Genomic DNA, 16,752 nt, shown 5'->3' on the forward strand with positions numbered 1-16,752 from the left:
CCCCCCCCCCCCCCCCCCCCCCCCCCCCCCCCCCCCCCCCCCCCCCCCCCCAGCAGCACCACCAGCCCCCCCCGCCACTCGAGGTCGGAGGTGCCGGCGACCTCCTCCGCCGACGGCTCGGCGGCCAGCGGCGGGTTGGCGAACCACCAGGTCCCGCCGTCGGGCGCGGCGAGGTACCCGGCGAAGCCGCGCCGGCCGAAGACCATGGTCAGCCGGCCGACCTCGGCGTCGTCGGGGGTGTGCTCGGAGTACCCGGCGGTGTTGAGCACCGGCACGAAGCGGGGCGGCGGGCAGCCGGGGTCGACCAGGGCCCGCACCGTCGACCGGACGCCGTCCGCGCCGACGAGCAGGTCCACCGTCTCGGTGCGGCCGTCGGCGAACTGCGCGGTGACGCCGGAGCCGGTGTCCTCCGCGCCGATCAGCCGGGAGCCGTAGCGGACCTCGATGCCGCGGCGCAGCGCCTCGGCGTGCAGGGCCCGGTAGAGGTCCGAGCGCCGCAGCGAGATGCCCGGCGGCCGCCCGGGGTCCCCGGTGGGGACGACGCCGAGCACCCGGCCGGCCGCGTTGCGGAACTCGATCACGGGCGTGGGGAACCCCGCGGCGCGGACGGCGTCCTCGGCGTCGATCGCCCGCAGCGCGTCGAGGCCGTTGACCTGGACGCCGAGCCACGCGCCGACGTCCCCGGCCGGCGCGGGGTGCGCCTCGTGCACCGTCGCCTCGATCCCGGCCCGCTGCAGCGCCATGGCCGCCACCGGGCCGGCGACCCCGCCGCCGACGACGATCGCCCTCATCCGCGCACCTCCGCGTCCGGCGCCCGCCGCCGGGCGCGTACCGGCATCCCCTCACACGGCGCGGCCGGATCCAAGCCCTCCGTGCGCGCAGCCGGTGTCCCGGGGCCCGCCGCTCTGCCAGCATCGGCGGATGACCGGTCTGCAGCCCGCCACGCTCAGCGACGTCGCGATCCCCGCGGCACCGGACGGGACACCGGGGCTGCGCGGTGTCCTCGGCGTCCCGGAGGGGCCCGGTCCCTGGCCGGGGGTGGTGCTGCTGCACGAGGCCTTCGGGATCGACGGTGTCATGCGCCGGCAGGTGCAGCGGATGGCCGACGCCGGCTACCTCGCGCTGATGCCGGACCTGTTCACCGACGGCGGCGCCCGGCGCGGCCTGGTGCCGACGTTCAAGGCGGTCGCCGCCGGGCGGGGGCGCCCGTTCGCCGACGTCGAGGCCGCCCGCGCGCACCTGGCGGCGATGCCCGGCTGCACCGGCCGGCTGGGCGTGCTGGGGTCCAGCGTCGGCGGGGGCCTGGCCCTGCACGTGGCCGCCCGCGGGTTCGACGCGGCGGCGGTCTTCTACGCGCGGCTGCCGGCGGAGCCGCACACCGCGCTGCTGGGGGCGTGCCCCGTCGTCGCGGCCTACGGCGGCGCGGACCCGGGCCTGCGCGGCACCGCCGCGGAGCTCGCGACCGTGCTCACCCGGCTCGGGGTCCAGCACGACGTGCGCGAGTACCCCGGCGTCGGTCACGGGTTCCTGCACGACGCGCCGGTCGGCCCGCGGCCGCTGCGCCCGCTGCTGCGGAACGTGCTGCGGATCCGGCCGGACGCGGCGGCCGCGGCCGACACCTGGGCCCGCACCGGCGCCTGGTTCGCCGAGCACCTCAGGGGCTGACCCCCGCCGCGGCCAGGACCTCGCGGGCCCGCGCCTCGATCCCCGCCGGCGACAGGTCGGTGTCGCGCAGCTCGGCGTACGCCTGCTCCAGCAGCGCGTTGGGGGCGACGAACTCCAGGGCGATGCCGTCGGGGTCGCGGAAGTTCAGGTGCCACCCGAGGGGCATCTCCCGGACCGGCGTGTACGTCGCGCCCAGCGCCGCCAGCTGCGCCTCCCGGGCCGCCAGCTCCTCCCGGGAACCCGCGGCGAACCCGAGGTGGTCCAGCCCGGTGCGGGTCTCGTCGAAGCGCCCGCCGCCTCCACCGTGGCGGGCCAGCGAGAGCGTGAAGCCGCTGGCCGGGTGCACCAGCACGCGGACGTCCCCGAAGTCGGCGAGCCGGACCAGGTCGAGGACCGCGCAGTAGAACCGCTGGCTGCGGTCGAGGTCGGTCACCGTCAGGGTCAGGTGGTCGACCGCCGGGGCGGTCACCGGGGCCTCCGGCGCGGCAGCAGCCGCGGGTCCAGCGGCGCTCCGAACCAGGCGGCGATCCACCTCAGCTGGGCCTCGCGCGGCGTTAGGCTGCGCCCCGGTGTCGTGGTCATGGCGTCCTCCCGATGGGCTCCTGCCGGACGAGCGTGCGGCCGGCGGGCAGGCCGTCGCGTCGGGGGAAACCCCCGACCTGGTGGGCCGGACGGCGGAGCTGGCACGCATCGACCGGCTCCTCGACGACGCCCGGTCGGGCCGGTCGGGGCTGCTGGTCGTCGAGGGTGAGGCCGGCGTCGGCAAGACCGCGCTGCTGCGGGCCGCGGCCGCGCGCGCCACCGGGTCCACCGTGCTGCAGGCGCGCGGGATCGAGTCGGAGGCGACGCTCCCCCACGCCGTCCTGCTGGAGCTGCTCGGCCCGCTGCGCCCCCTGCTGGCCGGGGTCCCGCCGGGTCAGGCGGCGGCCCTCGCGGCGGCGCTGGGCTGGGGACCGCCCGACGTCCCGGGCGAGCGGCACCTGGTCGGGGCCGGCACCCTCTCGCTGCTGGCCGCGGCCGCGTCGGGCACTCCCCTGCTGGTCGTGGTCGACGACCTCCAGTGGGCCGACGCCGAGTCCGCCGGCGCGCTGCTGTTCGCCGCCCGCCGGATGCACGGGGACCGGGTCGTGGTGCTGGTGTCCCGGCGGCCGTCCCCGGACCCGGTGCCCGGCGCCGACCTCCTCCCGGTGGCGGCACTGCCCGCCGAGGACGCCCGCACGCTGCTCGCCGGTCGGGTGGCCCCCGCCGTGGCGCGCCGGCTCGCCCACCGCGTCGGCGGCATCCCGCTCGCGCTCCTGGAGGTGGCCGCGGCGCTCTCCCCGGCGCAGCGTGCGGGCACCGAGCCGCTGCCCGCGGACCTGCCCACCGGCCCGGCGCTGGCCGGCGCGTTCGACCCGGAGCTGGCCGCGCTGCCGCCCGGGGCGCGGGAGGCGGTGCTGCTGCTGGCCGCGGCGTACGACGGCAGTGCCGCCACCGTGGCCGCGGCGCTCGCCCGCTCGGGCGCCGACCCCGCCGCGGCGCTGGACGCCGCCGAGCAGCACGGCGTCGTCGTGTGCGCCGGCGACGCCCTGGACTTCCGGCACCCGCTGCTGCGCAACCTCGTGTGGCGCCGGGCCTCCCCCGCCGACCGCCGCCGCGCCCACCGCCTGCTCGCCGAGACCGCGCGCACCGGCGACGACGTCGCCCGCACCTGGCACCGCGCACTCGCCGCCGCCGGACCGGACGAGGCGCTGGCCGGCGAGCTGGCGGCGGTCGCCGGCCGAGCCCGTGGCCGCCGCGGGCTCGCCGCCTCCTCGGCGGCCCTCGAGCGGGCCGCGGCACTGACCGGCGACGCCGCCCGGGCCGCGGCGCTGCTCGCCGCGGCCGTGCGCGACGCCGCCGACGGCGGGGACACCGCCCGCGCCCGCGCGCTGGCCGGTGAGGTGCTGCGCGGTGCGGCTCCCCCTGGGGTGCGCGCCGAGGTGCTGCACGTGCTCGGCCGGGTCGAGCAGGACACGGGCTCGGTGCCCGCCGCGCACGACCTGCTCCGGGCCGCTGCGGAGACGGCGGAGGGCCGCACCGCCGCCTGGGTGCTCACCGACCTCGCCGTCGTGCAGCACCGGCTCGGCGACGTGGCGGGGATGCAGGCGACGGCGCGGCGGATCGCCGCCGCCGCGGAGACCGGTGACCCCCTGCAGCGGGTGCTGGCGGCATGGGTCACCGGGATCGCCGCCCTCCACGTCGGCGACCCCGACCGCGGCCGGCCGCACCTCCGGGCGGCGGTGGAGGGCATGGAGGCGGACCCGGAGCTGCGCGCCGAGCCCCGGCTGCTGCCCCTGCTCGTCCTCGCGCTGGGCTGGCTGGCCGACCCGCTGGCCGCCGTCCCCGTCGTCGAGCGCCGCCTGCGCGAGGCCCGCACCCTCGGCGCCCTCGGGGTGCTGGTGAGCGTGCTGTCGATGACCGCCCACGGCCGGGCCGAGATGCTCGGGGACCACGCGGGCGCCTACGCCGACGCCGGGGAGGCCGTCGAGCTCGCCGAGCAGCTCGGCTACGTCGCCGACGCCGCCCCGGCCCTGGAGCTGCTCGCGTGGGAGGCCGCCGCCCGCGGCCGGCACGACGAGGCGGCGGCGTACCTCGACCGCGCCCGCGCCCTCGTCACCCGGGCCGGCACCGCCGCGGTGGCGGCCCACTTCACGGTGAACGAGGCGTTCTGCGCCCTGTGCCGCGGCGACCTGGCCGCCGTCGCGCGGCTGCTGGAGGCACGGCTGGCCTCCGACGGCGGGGTCGGCCCGCTCGGCGAGCCGCTCGGCGTGGCGCCGGTGCTGGTCGAGGCCTGGGCGGGGCTGGGTCGGCTCGCCGAGGCCGCGGAACTCGCCGCCGAGTACGAGCGGGTGTCGCGGTCACCGCTGCCGCCGACCGCCGCGCTGGTGGCCCGCTGCCGGGCCCTGGCCTGCCCCGACGACGACGAGGCCACCGCGCTGTTCGAGCGGGCGCTGGCCGCCCACGCCGCGGCGCCGGACGCCTTCGAGACCCCGCACACCCGGCTGCTGTTCGGCGAGCGGCTGCGCCGGTCGGGCCGCCGTACCCGCGCCCGCGAGGAGCTGGCCGCGGCCGCGGACGCGTTCGCCGCCCTGGACCTGGTGCACTGGGCGCGGCGGTCGGAGGAGGAGCTGCGGGCCACCGGGCGGACCGCGCGGCCCCGCCGTCCGCTGCCGGAGGAGCCGCTCACCGCGCAGGAGACGCGGATCGCGCTCCTCGCGGCGCGGGGGGCGTCGAACCGGGAGATCGCCGCGGAGCTGTTCCTCAGCCCGAAGACCGTGGAGCACCACCTGACCAGCGTCTACCGCAAGCGCGGGCTGCGGTCCCGGGTGCAGCTGGCCCGGCTGCTTCCGCCCGGCGGCTGAGCGGCCCGCCCACCCGGCTCGGGCGTCGTCTCGGGCGGCGTCGTCTCGGGCGGCGTCGTCTCGGGCGGCGTCGGCTCAGGCGGCGTCGTCCCGGCCGGCCAGCCGGTCGACGAACCGGTCGAGCGGACGCGGCTGCTCGCCCGGCGCCAGCGGCGCCGGCGGGGTGAGCACCCAGAGGACGGCGTAGAGCACCAGGCCGACGCCGCCGGCGAGGGTCAGCGCCACGAACGCGGCCCGCCACAGCACGGTGTCGATGCCGGTGTGGACCGCGAGGCCGGTGCTGACGCCGCCGAGCATCGCGCCGGAGCGGACGCGGCGGAGTTCGGGACGGGAGGCGGTGGAGGGGATCTGTGTCATGCCACGAGCCTCCCGGGCGCGGCCGCGGCGGGGTATCCGGCGACGCCCGGACCGGTCCCTGGTCCTCGGCGTCCGGGGATCCCCCGACCCGCCCCACCGCGTGCCGGGACGGCGCAGCGGGCACACTCCGTCCATGGCGGACGCTCGCGGCAGCGGGGCGCCGACCGGCGGGCCGGCCGCGCGCTCCGGGTCGAGCGACGCCACGTCCCCGCACCACCTCTCGCTCCGGGAGTGGTGGCACGTCCTCGGCCGGTCCGCCCGGCAGGCGTTCGGCGAGCGGCTGATGGTGCAGGTCTCGGCGGTCGCCTTCTTCGCCCTGCTGTCGATCGCCCCCGTGCTGGTGACCGCGCTGTCGATCTACGGCGCCGTCAACACCCCGGAGCAGGCCCTCGACCAGCTGTCGGACATGGCCGAGGTGCTGCCCGACGACCTCGAACCCCTCGTCGCCGACCAGCTCACCAGCATCACCACCGCCTCCGGCCAGGTGCTCACCTGGCGGGGGATCAGCGGCCTGGTGGCGGCCCTGTGGACGGCGACGACCGCCGCCACCTACCTCGTCGACGCGCTGACCCTGGCCTACGACGAGCAGGAGACCCGGGGCTTCCTCCGGCGCAGCGGGCTCGGGCTGGCCGTGGTGCTGGGCGGGGCCGCGCTCCTGGGCGGGGTGATCGCCGGCGCCACCCTGCTGTCCTCGGTGGTCGCCGGGGCACCCGGACCGGTCCGCGCCGTCGAACCCGTCCTGCTCTGGCTCGGTCTGGCCGGGCTCATGGTGGTCGTGCTCGCCGTCCTCTACCGGATCGGCCCCGACCGGCGGCAGGCGCGCTGGCGCTGGATCAGCGGGGGCGCGGTGCTCGCGACGGTCCTCTGGCTGGCGACGTCGGCGGCGCTGTTCGGCTACGTGCAGAGCCTCGGGGACTACACGGCCACCTACGGCTCCCTGGCCGGCGTGGCCATCAGCATGGTGTGGCTGTGGCTCAGCGTCTTCCTGGTCGTCCTGGGCGCGGTGGTGAACGCCGAGGCCGAGCGGCAGACCGAGCGCGACTCGACGATCGGGCCCGAGCGCCCCCGGGGTGAGCGGGGCGCGGTGGTGGCCGACGACGCCCCGCCCTTCCCGCGCGACCCCTGACGACGGCGACCCGAGCGCGCAGCTGCGGCCGGCGACACGCGGCGACACGCCGTCCCGAGCGGCGGCAACCGCTCACTCGACGGCGCGGGCGGCTCAGGCGTCGGCCACCTCCGGCGCCACCTCGGTGCCCAGCAGCTCGATGCCGCGCAGCAGGTCGGCGTGCGCCAGCCGCGGGTTGGTCATCTGGATCGACACCCGGTCGACGCCGCCGAGCTGCCCGGACACGCGCACCAGCTTCTCGGCGACGGTGTCGGGGTCGCCCAGGAAGAACGCCCCGTCGGGCCCGCTGGTGGCGTCGAACCGCGCCCGGCTGGGCGGGGGGAACCCGCGCTCCCGGGAGACCTTGGCGAACATCTCGTGCCAGCCGGGGTAGATCGTGTCCGCGGCGGCCTCCGTGCTCTCGGCGACGAAGCCGAACACGTGCAGGCCCACCTTCAGGGCCTCGGGCCGGTGCCCGGCCCGCTCGCCGGCCTGCCGGTACAGGTCGACCAACGGCGCGAACTGCCGCGGCTCGCCGCCGATGATCGCGACCATCAGCGGCAGGCCGAGCACCCCGGCGCGCACGAAGGACAGCGGCGTGCCGCCGACGCCGACCCAGACCGGCAGCGGGTCCTGCAGCGGCCGGGGGTACACGCCCTGCCCGGTGAGCGCCGGCCGGTGCCGGCCGGACCAGGTGACCTCCTCCGAGGCCCGGATGCGCAGCAGCAGGTCGAGCTTCTCGTCGAACAGCTCGTCGTAGTCGGCGAGGGAGAGGCCGAAGAGCGGGAACGCCTCGGTGAACGAGCCCCGGCCCACGACGAGGTCGATGCGGCCGCGGCTGATCAGGTCGAGGGTGGCGAACTGCTGGAAGACCCGGACCGGGTCGGCGGCCGACAGCACGGTGACCGCGCTGCCCAGCCGGATCCGCGAGGTCCGGGCGGCCGCCGCGGCCAGGATCACCGGCGGCGCGGAGTCGTAGTACTCGGGCCGGTGGTGCTCCCCGATGCCGAAGGAGTGCAGCCCCACCCGGTCGGCGGTCTCGATCTCCTCCAGCAGGTCGGCCATCCGCTCCTCCGGTCCCACGGCGCGACCGGTGGCCGGGTCGGTCACCGCCGCCACGAAGCTGTCGATGCCCAGGTGCACGGCGGTCCTCCTGCGGGGTGGGAGCGGGTCGTCGAGCGTTCAACCACCAGTGAACCGCACGGCGCGGCGGCCGGGGACGACGACGCCCCTCGGGCCGGGGGCGGCCGGAGGGGCGTCAGGGGGTGGTTCAGGCCGCCGAGGCGGTCTGCGCGGGCGTGTCCCCCGTCCCGCGGGGACGGGGCGCCGCGCCCTCACCGCGCCGGGCCCGCAGGCCGGCGAGGTGCCAGGAGGTGCAGTCGGGGCAGCTGGCGATCCAGACGTGCCGGGGGTGACGGTGACAGACGGCGCGATCGGCCATCGAGCTGGTCATGGTGCGGGTACTCCCTGCCGCGGCGCTGCCGCGGCTCGTGACTCGTGGGACGGCTGGTGCAACACGGACGGGGCGGTCGCCCATCCGGGTGTGCGGGAGGACACGCACCGACGCCTGCACCTGCACGTTCGGCGAGATGTGACGATCACGACCTCACCCTTTGGCGTCGGGACACTGCCGTCCGACCACGCTGAGTGCCGATCCTGGGCGCATGTCCGCTCGACTCGTCGCGGCCGGCACCGTCGCCGGTCAGCAGCCGTGGTCCCGGGAGACGCCCGCCCAGGACGGCCCGTGGTGGCGCTCGGCCGTCGTCTACCAGGTGTACCTGCGCTCGTTCGCCGACGGCGACGGCGACGGCATCGGTGACCTGGCCGGCCTGCGCGCCCGCCTGCCCTACCTGTCGTGGCTGGGCGTCGACGCGCTGTGGATCAACCCGCACTACCCCTCGGGCGGCGCGGACGGCGGCTACGACGTCACCGACTACCGGGCGGTGGACCCCGAGTACGGCGACGTGTCCGACGTCGAGGCGCTGGTCGCCGACGCGCGACGGCTGGGCCTGCGCGTGGTGCTCGACGTCGTCCCCAACCACACCTCCGACCAGCACCCGTGGTTCCAGGCGGCGCTGGCCGACCCGGACTGCCCCGAGGCGTCCCGGTACCACTTCGCCCCGCCGTCGGAGCAGCCGCCGAACAACTGGCGGTCCTTGTTCGGCGGGCCGGCGTGGTCGCGGACCCCCGACGGCCGCTGGTACCTGCACCTGTTCGCCCCCGAGCAGCCCGACCTCAACTGGCGCGACCCCGCCGTCGCCGAGGACTTCGAGCGGACCCTGCGCTTCTGGCTCGACCGGGGCGTGAGCGGCTTCCGGGTCGACGTCGCCTACGGCCTCTACAAGGACGCCGGCCTGCGGGACAACCCCGGCGAGTACTCCCCCACGCTGTTCGGCCACGGCCCCGAGCAGGCGATGACGTGGAACCAGCCCGAGGTGCACGACGTGTGGCGCCGCTGGCGGTCGATCTGCGACGAGTACCCGGACACCATGCTGGTCGGCGAGGTCTGCCTGGCCGACCTCGACGAGGTCGCCCTGTACTCGCGGCCCGACGAGATGCACCAGTCGCTGTCGTTCCGGCTGCTCAAGTCGCGGTGGGAGACCCCCGCGTTCGCCGAGGCGATCGGCAGCGCGCTGGAGGCCTTCGGGCGGGTCGGCGCACCGGTCAGCTGGGTGCTGGGCAACCACGACAAGGACCGCATGGTCACCCGCTTCGGCGGCGGCGAGACCGGCCTGGCCCGCGCCCGCGCGGCGGCCCTGCTGCTGCTGTCGCTGCCCGGCTCGGCCTACGTCTACGCCGGCGACGAGCTCGGCCTGCCGCAGGCGCACGTGCCCGACGAGTGCAAGCAGGACCCGATCTTCCACCGCAGCGGCGGCGCGCGGGCCGGCCGCGACGGCTGCCGCGTGCCGATGCCGTGGAACGCCACCACCGGCGTCGGCTTCTCCCGCGACCGCTCGGCCAGGCCGTGGCTGCCGGTGCCCGCGGAGTGGAAGCGGCACGCCGTCTCCCGGCAGACCCGCGACTCCGGCTCGGTGCTTCACCTGTACCGCCAGGCGCTGGCCGTGCGCGCCGAGCACCCCGCGCTGGGGACGGGCGAGGCCACCGTGAGCACCCGCGGCGACGTGCTGACCGTCCGGTGCACCGGCGCCGGCCGCACGGTGCGCTGCGTGGTCAACATGGGCGGCGAGCCGGTGCTGGTCCGCTCGCGCGGGCAGGTGCTGCTCGAGTCGGGCCCGGGCGTGCACTCCTCGGCCCGCTCGGTGGCCCTGCCGCCCGACACCGCCGTCTGGATCGCTGAAGACTGAGGGGGTGCGCCCCCGACGCTGCCCCTGCGGGACCGGCCTGGCCTACGCCGAGTGCTGCGGCCGGCTGCACGACGGGACGGCGACCGCGGCGAGCGCCGAGCAGCTGATGCGGTCGCGCTACAGCGCCTTCGCCGTCGGCGACCCGGCCCACCTCCTCGCGACCTGGGACCCCGCCACCCGGCCGCGCACGCTGGACCTCGACCCGGGGGTGCGCTGGACCGGGCTGGAGGTGCTGGGGACGACCGGCGGCGGGCTGTTCGACGCCGAGGGCACGGTCACCTTCCGCGCGTCCGCCCGGGCCGGCGGGGAGCAGCACGTGCAGGCCGAGCGGAGCCGGTTCCGCCGCGTCGGCGGCCGCTGGGTCTACGTCGACGGCGACCCGGCCTGACGCGCCGGCAGCCAGCGGTCCAGCCACCCGAGCGTCAGCTCGACGACGTGCCGCAGGGCGCCCGGCTCGGGGAACAGGTGGGTCGCGCCGGGGACGACGGCCAGCTCGTGCACCGCCCGCAGGCGCGCGGTGGCCGCGCGGTTGAGCTCGAGCACGCGCTCGTCGGCCCCGCCCACGATCAGCAGCGTCGGCGCCCGCAGCCGCTCCAGTGCCTCCCCGGCCAGGTCGGGACGGCCGCCGCGGGAGACCACCGCCACGACGCGGTCGGGACGGTCGGCCGCCGTGACGACCGCGGCGGCGGCCCCGGTGCTGGCGCCGAAGGTGGCCAGCGGGAGCCCGGCGGTGCCCGGCGCGCCGCCCAGCCAGTCGGCGGCGGCGGTCAGCCGGCCGGCGAGCAGCCCGACGTCGAAGCGCAGTTCCCGCGTGCGGGCGTCGACCTCCTCCTCGGCAGCCGTGAGCAGGTCCAGCAGCAGGGTGCCGAGGTCCGCCCGTTGCAGCGCGGCGGCCACCTCCCGGTTGCGGGGACTGTGCCGGCTGCTGCCGCTGCCGTGCGCGAAGAGGACCACCCCGCGGGCACCGGGCGGCACGGTGAGGTCACCGGCCAGCACCGTTCCGGCTGCGGGCAGTTCGACCGGTCCCCCGGCGCGCATCGACGTCCCTCCTCGGGCGACGGACTCCGTCCTCCCGGGTACCCGGACCCGCCCGGACCGACGCGCACCCCCGGCCTGGCGCCCGGACCGGGGGTGTGGTGGTCTGCCGCCGTGCCCCCCGCCGACCTCGACGTCCTGGTGGCGGGGAGTGGTCCCGCGGGCCTGTCGGCCGCGGCCGCGTGCGCCGCGGCGGGCCTGCGGACGGCGCTGGTCACCCCGTCGCTGCGCGCCTGGCCGGCCACCTACTGCCTGTGGGCCGACGAGCTCGACGCCGCGGCCGTGCCGCTCGGCCTCGACCCGGCCGCCGCCGCGGCGCGGTACGCCCCGACCGTGGTCCGCACCGCCGCGGGCGGCGAGCGGCGGCTCGCACGCGGCTACGCCCGGCTGCGCAACGACGTCGTGCACGCCGCGCTGCTCGACCGGTTGCGGTCGGCCGGCGGGACGGTGGTCACCGGCCGCGTGACGGCCGTCGAGCACGGGGAGGTCGCCGTCCTCGCCGACGGCGGGCGGCTGGCCGCGCGGGTGGTCCTCGACGCCCGCGGTGGCGGGCCGGGGACGGCGCAGCAGCGGGCCTGGGGCGAGGTGGTGGCCGGTCCGGTCCCCGACCTCGTGCCGCCCGGCGGCGCGCTGCTCATGGACTGGACGGCGCTGGCCGCACCCGGTGCGCCGCCGGCGTTCCTCTACGGGCTCCCCCTCGACGACGGCACCGTGCTGCTGGAGGCCACCTCCCTCGCCGCCCGGCCGCCGCTGCCGCTGCCCGGCCTGCGGGACCGGCTGGCCGCGCTGCTCGCCGCCCACGGCCTGCGCCCGGCCGGGGCCGCCGAGCGGGTGGCGATCCCGCTCGACGCGCCGCCCCGCGGCGGCCCGGGCACGCCGCTGGGTGCCGCCGCCGGGCTGGTGCACCCGGCCACCGGCTACAGCGTGGCCGCGTCGCTGCGGCTGGGCGCCGGGGTGGCGGCCTCGCTCACCGGCGGGGGCGGCCCGGCCGCGGCCCGGCGGGCGGTGCGCGCGGCCCGGCCCCGGGCGACGGCGGCGCTGCTCGGCCTGGGCCTGGAGGTGCTGCTGCCGCTGGACACCGCCGCCACCGACGCCTTCTTCGCCGCGTTCTTCACCCTGCCCGAGCGGGCGTGGGCGGCCTACCTCGACGTCGGGTCGCCGCCCTCCGCGGTCGCCGGGGCGATGGCGCGGGTGTTCGCCGCCCTCTCCCCCGCGCAGCGCGCCCGGCTGCTGGGCCGCGTCGCGCGGGGGGTGCCCCGGCTCAGGCGGGCGCGGGCGGCGGGGTCGGCTCGATGACGGCGGCGTGCTCGGGCAGCACGCCGGTGCGCTTGCGCTGGCGCAGCAGGTACCACGCCAGCCCCACCGCGACGATCGCGCCGATGAACAGCGGCGCGGCCCACTGCAGGTACCAGTGCTGCGGGCCGGTGGCGTTGTAGATCTCGCGCCGCGGCCAGGCCAGGTTCACCGCCATGCCGGCGCCCCACAGGACGGCGAGCAGGTTGACCGGCAGCCCCCAGCGCCCGAGCGAGAACCGCCCGGCCGGCGCCGGTGCCGGCCAGCGACCGCGCAGCCGGGCGACCAGCATCGGCCCGGTCACCAGCAGGTAGGCCAGGTAGATCATCACCACGGCCATGCTGGTCAGGGCGGTGAACACCTGCGGCTGGCGGACGTTGAGCAGCAGCACGCCCACCGCCAGCGTGCCGACGACGACGGCGGGCACGACCGGCGTCCGCCGCCGCGGGTCGACGTGGGCCAGCCGGGCGCTGGCCGGCAGCACGTTGTCGCGGGCCATGGCGAAGGTCATCCGGATGGCCGCGGTGTGCACCGCCAGGCAGCACACGGTGACCGCGACGACGATGCAGACGAGGAACGCCTTGCCCAGCCCCGTGCCGGCCACCGAGAGCAGGACGTACTGCAGGCCGCCGCTGCCCGAGGACAGCGCCGGGTCGGTGAGGGAGGGGGCGGCCATGAGGCCGAAGAGCAGGATCAGCCCGCCGAGCACGAACGACGCGGTGATCGCCCGGATGATGGCCCGCGGGGCGGTGCGGGACGGCTCCTTCGTCTCCTCGCCCAGCGAGCTGGCGGTGTCGAAGCCGTACATGACGTAGCCCGAGGCGAGCGCGGCGACCAGGAAGGCGCCGAGGTAGCCCAGCGGCTGCCCCTCGCCACGGCCGCCGGTGTCGAACAGGACGTCCTGCGGCCCGCGGGTGATCGCCAGGGCGAGGACGACGACGATCAGCACCGCCGCGACCAGCTCGATGAACACCCCGGCGCTGTTGATGCGGGACATCAGCCGCACGCCGAAGGCGTTGACCAGCGTGGTGAACGTGATGAGCAGACCGCCCAGCAGGACGGCGTTGACGGCGACGTCGTAGGTGCCGGTGCCGTCGCCGACGACCTGGAAGCCCGACCACAGCTGCGGCAGCGTGATCTGGTAGGCCAGCGCGGTCGCGGCGAGGGTCACGATCGAGGCGGTGAGCATCACCCAGCCGGCCAGCCACGACGTCGTCGCGCTGCCCAGCCGCTTGGTCCAGTTGTAGAGCGACCCGGCCACCGGGTAGCGGGCGGCGAGCTCGGCGAAGCACAGCGCCACCATCAGCTGCCCGGCGAAGACCAGCGGCCAGGACCAGACGTAGGCCGGCCCGCCGGCGCCGAAGCCGAAGTAGAAGAGCTGGAACGTGCCGGTGAGGATCGAGATGTAGCTGACGCCGGCCGCGAAGCTGGAGAACCGGCCGATGCTGCGGTCCAGGTGCTGTCGGTAGCCGAACTCCGCGAGGTGGGGGTCGCCGTCGTCCGAGGGGGGCACGTCGAGGGGCCTTTCCGGTGAGTGAGGTCTTGGGCCGCACCACTCTCGCCGACGGCGCGGTCCCCGGCGAACCGGGACCGGGCCCGGATACCCTCCCGGCCGATGAGCGCCACCCCGGCCGGCCCCGGTCCCCTGGCCGGGCTGCTGCGGCAGTGGCGGGAACGTGCCGCGCTCAGCCAGGAGGAGCTCGCCGCCCGGGCGGGCCTGACCGCGAAGGCCGTGAGCGCGCTCGAGCGCGGGGAACGGCGCCGCCCGTACCCGCACACCCTCCGCGCGCTGGCCGACGCACTGGCCCTCGACGACGCCGACCGCGCGGCCCTGGCCGCGGCCGCGCGGCCCGGCGGACCGGCGCCCGCCGACACCGGGAGCGCGCGGGACCTCCCCGTCCTCCCGACGCCGCTGGTCGGCCGGGACGCGGAGCTGGCCGAGGTCGGCGGGCTCCTGCGGTCGGGCGCGACCCGGCTGCTCACGCTCACCGGCCCCGGCGGCGTCGGCAAGACGACGCTGGCACTGGCCGCGGCACGGGCGCTGGCCCCGCACTTCCCCGACGGCGTCACCGTCGTCGAGCTCGCGCCGGTGCGCGAGGCCCGGCTGGTGCTGCCCGAGCTGGCCCGCGCGCTGGGCGGGCAGCGGCCGGCCGGGCCGGTGGCCGACGCCGTCGCCGCGCGGCTGGGCACCCGCCGGCACCTGGTCGTCCTGGACAACGCCGAGCACGTCCTCGACGCGGCACCGGAGGTCGCCGGCCTGCTGGCCCGCTGCCCGGGGCTCGCCGTGCTGGCCACCAGCCGCGCGCCGCTGCGGGTGCGGGCCGAGCGCGAGTACCCGCTCGGCCCGCTGCCGGTCCCGGCGCGCGCGGACGCCGCGACCGTCGCCGCCTCCCCCGCCGCGCGGCTCTTCCTCGACCGGGCGGCCGCCGCCGGCCGCACGGTCGCCCTCGACGACGCCGCGGCCGCCGCCGTCGCCGCGATCTGCCGCCGCCTCGACGGGCTCCCGCTGGCCCTGGAGCTGGCCGCGGCGCACGCCCGCTACCTGCCGCCGTCGGCGCTGCTCGGCCGGCTCGACGACGCCCTGGGCGCCGGCCGCTCGCGGGACCTGCCCGAGCGGCAGCGCACGATGCGCGCCGCGCTCGACTGGAGCCACGAGCTGCTCACCGCCGGCGAGCAGGCGCTGCTGCGGCGGCTCGCGGTGTTCGCGGGCGGCTTCGACCTGGACGCGGCGCGGGCGGTGGCCGGCAGCGACGACGTCGTCCCGGAGCTGGGCGGCCTGGTGGAGCAGTCGCTGGTGGTGGTCGAGGACGGGCCCGAGGCCCGGTACCGGCTGCTCGAGCCGGTCCGCCAGTACGCCGCAGCCCGGCTCGCCGCCTCCGGCGAGGCCGACGCCGTCGCCGGCCGGGCCACCGCCGCCGTCCTCGACCTCGCGGCCGGTGCCCGCGACGGGCTGACCGGGCCGGAGCAGGGTCCCTGGCTGGACCGGCTCGAGCGCGACCACGGCAACCTCGCCGCCGCCCTCGGCCGGCTGGTGGCGGACGGGCGCGTGGCCGACGTCGCCCGGCTCACCGAGGCGACGTGGCTGTACTGGGCGGTGCGCGGCGGCGCCGCCGAGGGGCTGGGCTGGGTGGCGCAGGTGTCCCCGGCCGGGCTGGCCCCCGACGACGCCGCCCGGCTGCTGCTCGGGCTCGCCGCGCTGCGCTACGCGTCGGGCGACATCCCGGGGACCCGCACGGCCGCCTCCGACGCCGCCCGTGCCGCCGCCGACGCCGGGGCCGCGGACCTGCGGGCGCTCGCGCTGGTGCTCACCGGGTCGGCCGCCGTCTTCCTCGGGGACCTCGACGCCGCCGCCGTCGACCTCGACGAGGCGGAGCGCCGGGCGGAGGAGACCGGTCAGGCGTGGGCGCGGGCGCACGCGGTGACCGCGCGGGGGCAGCTGCTGCTGCAGGCCGGCGACCTCGCCGGGGGCACCGCCGAGCTGGCCCGCGCCGAGCGGCTGGCCCGCGAGCTGGGCAGCCCGTTCACCCTGGCCACGGTGCTCAACGTGCAGGCCTCGCTCGCCCAGCTGGCCGGCGCCGAGGACACCGCGCTGGCCCGGTGGACCGAGGCCGCGGACCTGGCCGCGGAGGTCCGCACCACCTGGACGCTGGCGTACACGCTGCCGGGGCTGGCCGTCGTCGCGGCCCGCCGCGGGTCGCCGGAGCTGGCGGCGCGGCTGTTCGCGGCGGGCTCGGCGACGGCGGAGGCGGCGTCGGTGGCGGTGGCCTTCCCGCCCGACCTGGAGCTGGCCCGCGTGGTGCTGCCGGAGGTGCGCGCGACGCTGGGCGAGGAGGCGTTCGGGCGGGCCTGGGACGCCGGCCGGCTGCTGCGCCCGGAGGACGTCCCGGCCCTGGCCCGCGGGATCAGCGGGTCCCCCGGACGCGGCTGACGTAGCGCCGGTACTGCCGGGCGAGGACGGTCCGCAGCAGGACGCGGACGGGGAACGGGACGACCCCGAGCATCATCTCCCGCTCCTCCGGGCTGCACTCCTCGACGAGCGCGCCGAACAGGATCGGCAGGTCCTTCTTCGCCATCACCTCCTGCCCGTGCTCCCCCAGCCGCGCCCACTCCGCCTGCGTGACGTGCCGCTCGGCGAGCGGGAGGATCTCCCGCTCCTCCTCCGCCAGGTGCACGAGCAGGACCTCGCGGAGCGCGTCGATCGTGCCGGCGACCTCCTCGGCGACGGCCGGCCGGGCCTCGACCTCCCAGCGGTCCAGCGCCGGGCCGAGCCGCTCGATGAGGTCCTCGACCTGCTCGTGTTGGGCCTCCATGCGGTGCACGACCTCGGCGTCGGGCGGGCAGCGCTCGAGCAGCGTCGGCCAGAGGTACTCGTCCTCTCCGGTGTGGTGCAGGTGCAGGCCCTGCAGCACCAGGCGGGCGTGCCCGGCGAGGACGGCGGCGCAGTCGGTGTCGCCCGGGGCGACGGCGCGCACCAGCTCGGGCAGCAGACGGAACTCGCGTCGGAAGGCGCGGTGGACGACGTACATGTCGCGGACGTCGGCCATCGGGACGGGGGCGGGAGCGGTGTTCGTCATGGCGTCGAGCCTGTCGGCGGCGGGCGGCACGTCCC

General features: G+C 78.1%; 14 protein-coding genes. 7 read left to right on the plus strand and 7 right to left on the minus strand.

The window, feature by feature from the left end; translation table 11 throughout:
- A partial coding sequence (locus ACI78U_RS21115) for an FAD-dependent oxidoreductase (protein WP_456877358.1) occupies positions 1-791 on the minus strand: 791 nt, incomplete at its 3' end.
- Positions 792-921: 130 nt separating this feature from the next.
- On the opposite strand from ACI78U_RS21115, the gene ACI78U_RS21120 reads away from it, so the two are divergent.
- Entirely contained in the window at positions 922-1,665 is a 744-nt protein-coding gene (locus ACI78U_RS21120; RefSeq protein ID WP_456877359.1) for a dienelactone hydrolase family protein, read from the plus strand.
- Here ACI78U_RS21120 and ACI78U_RS21125 read toward each other — a convergent pair.
- A complete protein-coding gene (locus tag ACI78U_RS21125; protein ID WP_456877360.1) occupies positions 1,655-2,134 on the minus strand; it encodes a VOC family protein in 480 nt (159 codons plus the stop codon). The genes ACI78U_RS21120 and ACI78U_RS21125 overlap by 11 nt on opposite strands.
- Before the next feature lie 193 nt (positions 2,135-2,327).
- Here ACI78U_RS21125 and ACI78U_RS21130 point away from each other — a divergent pair, with 193 nt between their 5' ends.
- A complete protein-coding gene (locus tag ACI78U_RS21130) occupies positions 2,328-5,048 on the plus strand; it encodes an AAA family ATPase (RefSeq protein ID WP_456877361.1) in 2,721 nt (906 codons plus the stop codon).
- Between the two features lie 75 nt (positions 5,049-5,123).
- Here ACI78U_RS21130 and ACI78U_RS21135 read toward each other — a convergent pair whose 3' ends face one another.
- Positions 5,124-5,405: a PspC domain-containing protein gene (locus tag ACI78U_RS21135; protein ID WP_456877362.1), complete on the minus strand. Its 282-nt coding sequence runs from the start codon at positions 5,403-5,405 to the stop codon at positions 5,124-5,126.
- A gap of 133 nt (positions 5,406-5,538) precedes the next feature.
- On the opposite strand from ACI78U_RS21135, the gene ACI78U_RS21140 reads away from it, so the two are divergent.
- Positions 5,539-6,531 (plus strand): YihY/virulence factor BrkB family protein, encoded by a 993-nt coding sequence (locus tag ACI78U_RS21140; protein ID WP_456877363.1) that lies wholly within the window; start codon positions 5,539-5,541, stop codon positions 6,529-6,531.
- A gap of 93 nt (positions 6,532-6,624) precedes the next feature.
- Here the strand turns inward: ACI78U_RS21140 and ACI78U_RS21145 are convergent, their stop codons facing one another.
- Positions 6,625-7,653, minus strand: a complete 1,029-nt coding sequence (locus ACI78U_RS21145) for an LLM class flavin-dependent oxidoreductase (protein ID WP_456877364.1) — start codon at positions 7,651-7,653, stop codon at positions 6,625-6,627.
- Between the two features lie 521 nt (positions 7,654-8,174).
- Between ACI78U_RS21145 and ACI78U_RS21150 the strand changes: the two genes are divergently transcribed.
- Together ACI78U_RS21150 and ACI78U_RS21155 are read left to right on the plus strand one after the other, a co-directional pair.
- The gene (locus tag ACI78U_RS21150) at positions 8,175-9,815 is read left to right on the plus strand and encodes an alpha-amylase family glycosyl hydrolase (protein WP_456877365.1); all 1,641 of its coding nucleotides are present in this window, start codon (positions 8,175-8,177) and stop codon (positions 9,813-9,815) included.
- A 4-nt stretch (positions 9,816-9,819) separates the two neighbouring features.
- On the plus strand, positions 9,820-10,203 hold the full coding sequence (locus ACI78U_RS21155) for a YchJ family protein (RefSeq protein WP_456877366.1): 384 nt from the start codon (positions 9,820-9,822) through the stop codon (positions 10,201-10,203).
- Here the strand turns inward: ACI78U_RS21155 and ACI78U_RS21160 are convergent.
- Positions 10,179-10,853 carry a dienelactone hydrolase family protein gene (locus ACI78U_RS21160; protein WP_456877367.1) on the minus strand — a complete coding sequence of 225 codons (675 nt, stop codon included), beginning with the start codon at positions 10,851-10,853 and terminating at the stop codon, positions 10,179-10,181. The two genes, ACI78U_RS21155 and ACI78U_RS21160, sit on opposite strands and share 25 nt — an antisense overlap.
- A 111-nt stretch (positions 10,854-10,964) precedes the next feature.
- Between ACI78U_RS21160 and ACI78U_RS21165 the strand changes: the two genes are divergently transcribed.
- Positions 10,965-12,146 (plus strand): lycopene cyclase family protein, encoded by a 1,182-nt coding sequence (locus tag ACI78U_RS21165; protein ID WP_456877368.1) that lies wholly within the window; start codon positions 10,965-10,967, stop codon positions 12,144-12,146.
- Here ACI78U_RS21165 and ACI78U_RS21170 read toward each other — a convergent pair.
- A complete protein-coding gene (locus tag ACI78U_RS21170) occupies positions 12,112-13,656 on the minus strand; it encodes an APC family permease (RefSeq protein WP_456877369.1) in 1,545 nt (514 codons plus the stop codon). The two genes, ACI78U_RS21165 and ACI78U_RS21170, sit on opposite strands and share 35 nt — an antisense overlap.
- A gap of 102 nt (positions 13,657-13,758) precedes the next feature.
- Between ACI78U_RS21170 and ACI78U_RS21175 the strand changes: the two genes are divergently transcribed.
- Positions 13,759-16,071, plus strand: a complete 2,313-nt coding sequence (locus tag ACI78U_RS21175; RefSeq protein WP_456877370.1) for an ATP-binding protein — start codon at positions 13,759-13,761, stop codon at positions 16,069-16,071.
- On the opposite strand, the gene ACI78U_RS21180 is transcribed toward ACI78U_RS21175, so the two are convergent.
- Positions 16,046-16,717, minus strand: a complete 672-nt coding sequence (locus ACI78U_RS21180) for a hemerythrin domain-containing protein (protein WP_456877371.1) — start codon at positions 16,715-16,717, stop codon at positions 16,046-16,048. The genes ACI78U_RS21175 and ACI78U_RS21180 overlap by 26 nt on opposite strands.
- Positions 16,718-16,752 lie beyond the last annotated feature (35 nt).

Source organism: Geodermatophilus sp. SYSU D00710 (assembly GCF_054050195.1).

What these genes read in the sequence shown, in the direction of transcription:
- ACI78U_RS21140 (WP_456877363.1), top strand. Translation starts at nt 5,539, where the DNA reads ATGGCGGACGCTCGCGGCAGCGGGGCGCCGACCGGCGGGCCGGCCGCG.
- ACI78U_RS21160 (WP_456877367.1), bottom strand. Translation starts at nt 10,853, where the DNA reads ATGCGCGCCGGGGGACCGGTCGAACTGCCCGCAGCCGGAACGGTGCTG.
- ACI78U_RS21150 (WP_456877365.1), top strand. Translation starts at nt 8,175, where the DNA reads ATGTCCGCTCGACTCGTCGCGGCCGGCACCGTCGCCGGTCAGCAGCCG.
- ACI78U_RS21135 (WP_456877362.1), bottom strand. Translation starts at nt 5,405, where the DNA reads ATGACACAGATCCCCTCCACCGCCTCCCGTCCCGAACTCCGCCGCGTC.
- ACI78U_RS21175 (WP_456877370.1), top strand. Translation starts at nt 13,759, where the DNA reads ATGAGCGCCACCCCGGCCGGCCCCGGTCCCCTGGCCGGGCTGCTGCGG.
- ACI78U_RS21180 (WP_456877371.1), bottom strand. Translation starts at nt 16,717, where the DNA reads ATGACGAACACCGCTCCCGCCCCCGTCCCGATGGCCGACGTCCGCGAC.
- ACI78U_RS21120 (WP_456877359.1), top strand. Translation starts at nt 922, where the DNA reads ATGACCGGTCTGCAGCCCGCCACGCTCAGCGACGTCGCGATCCCCGCG.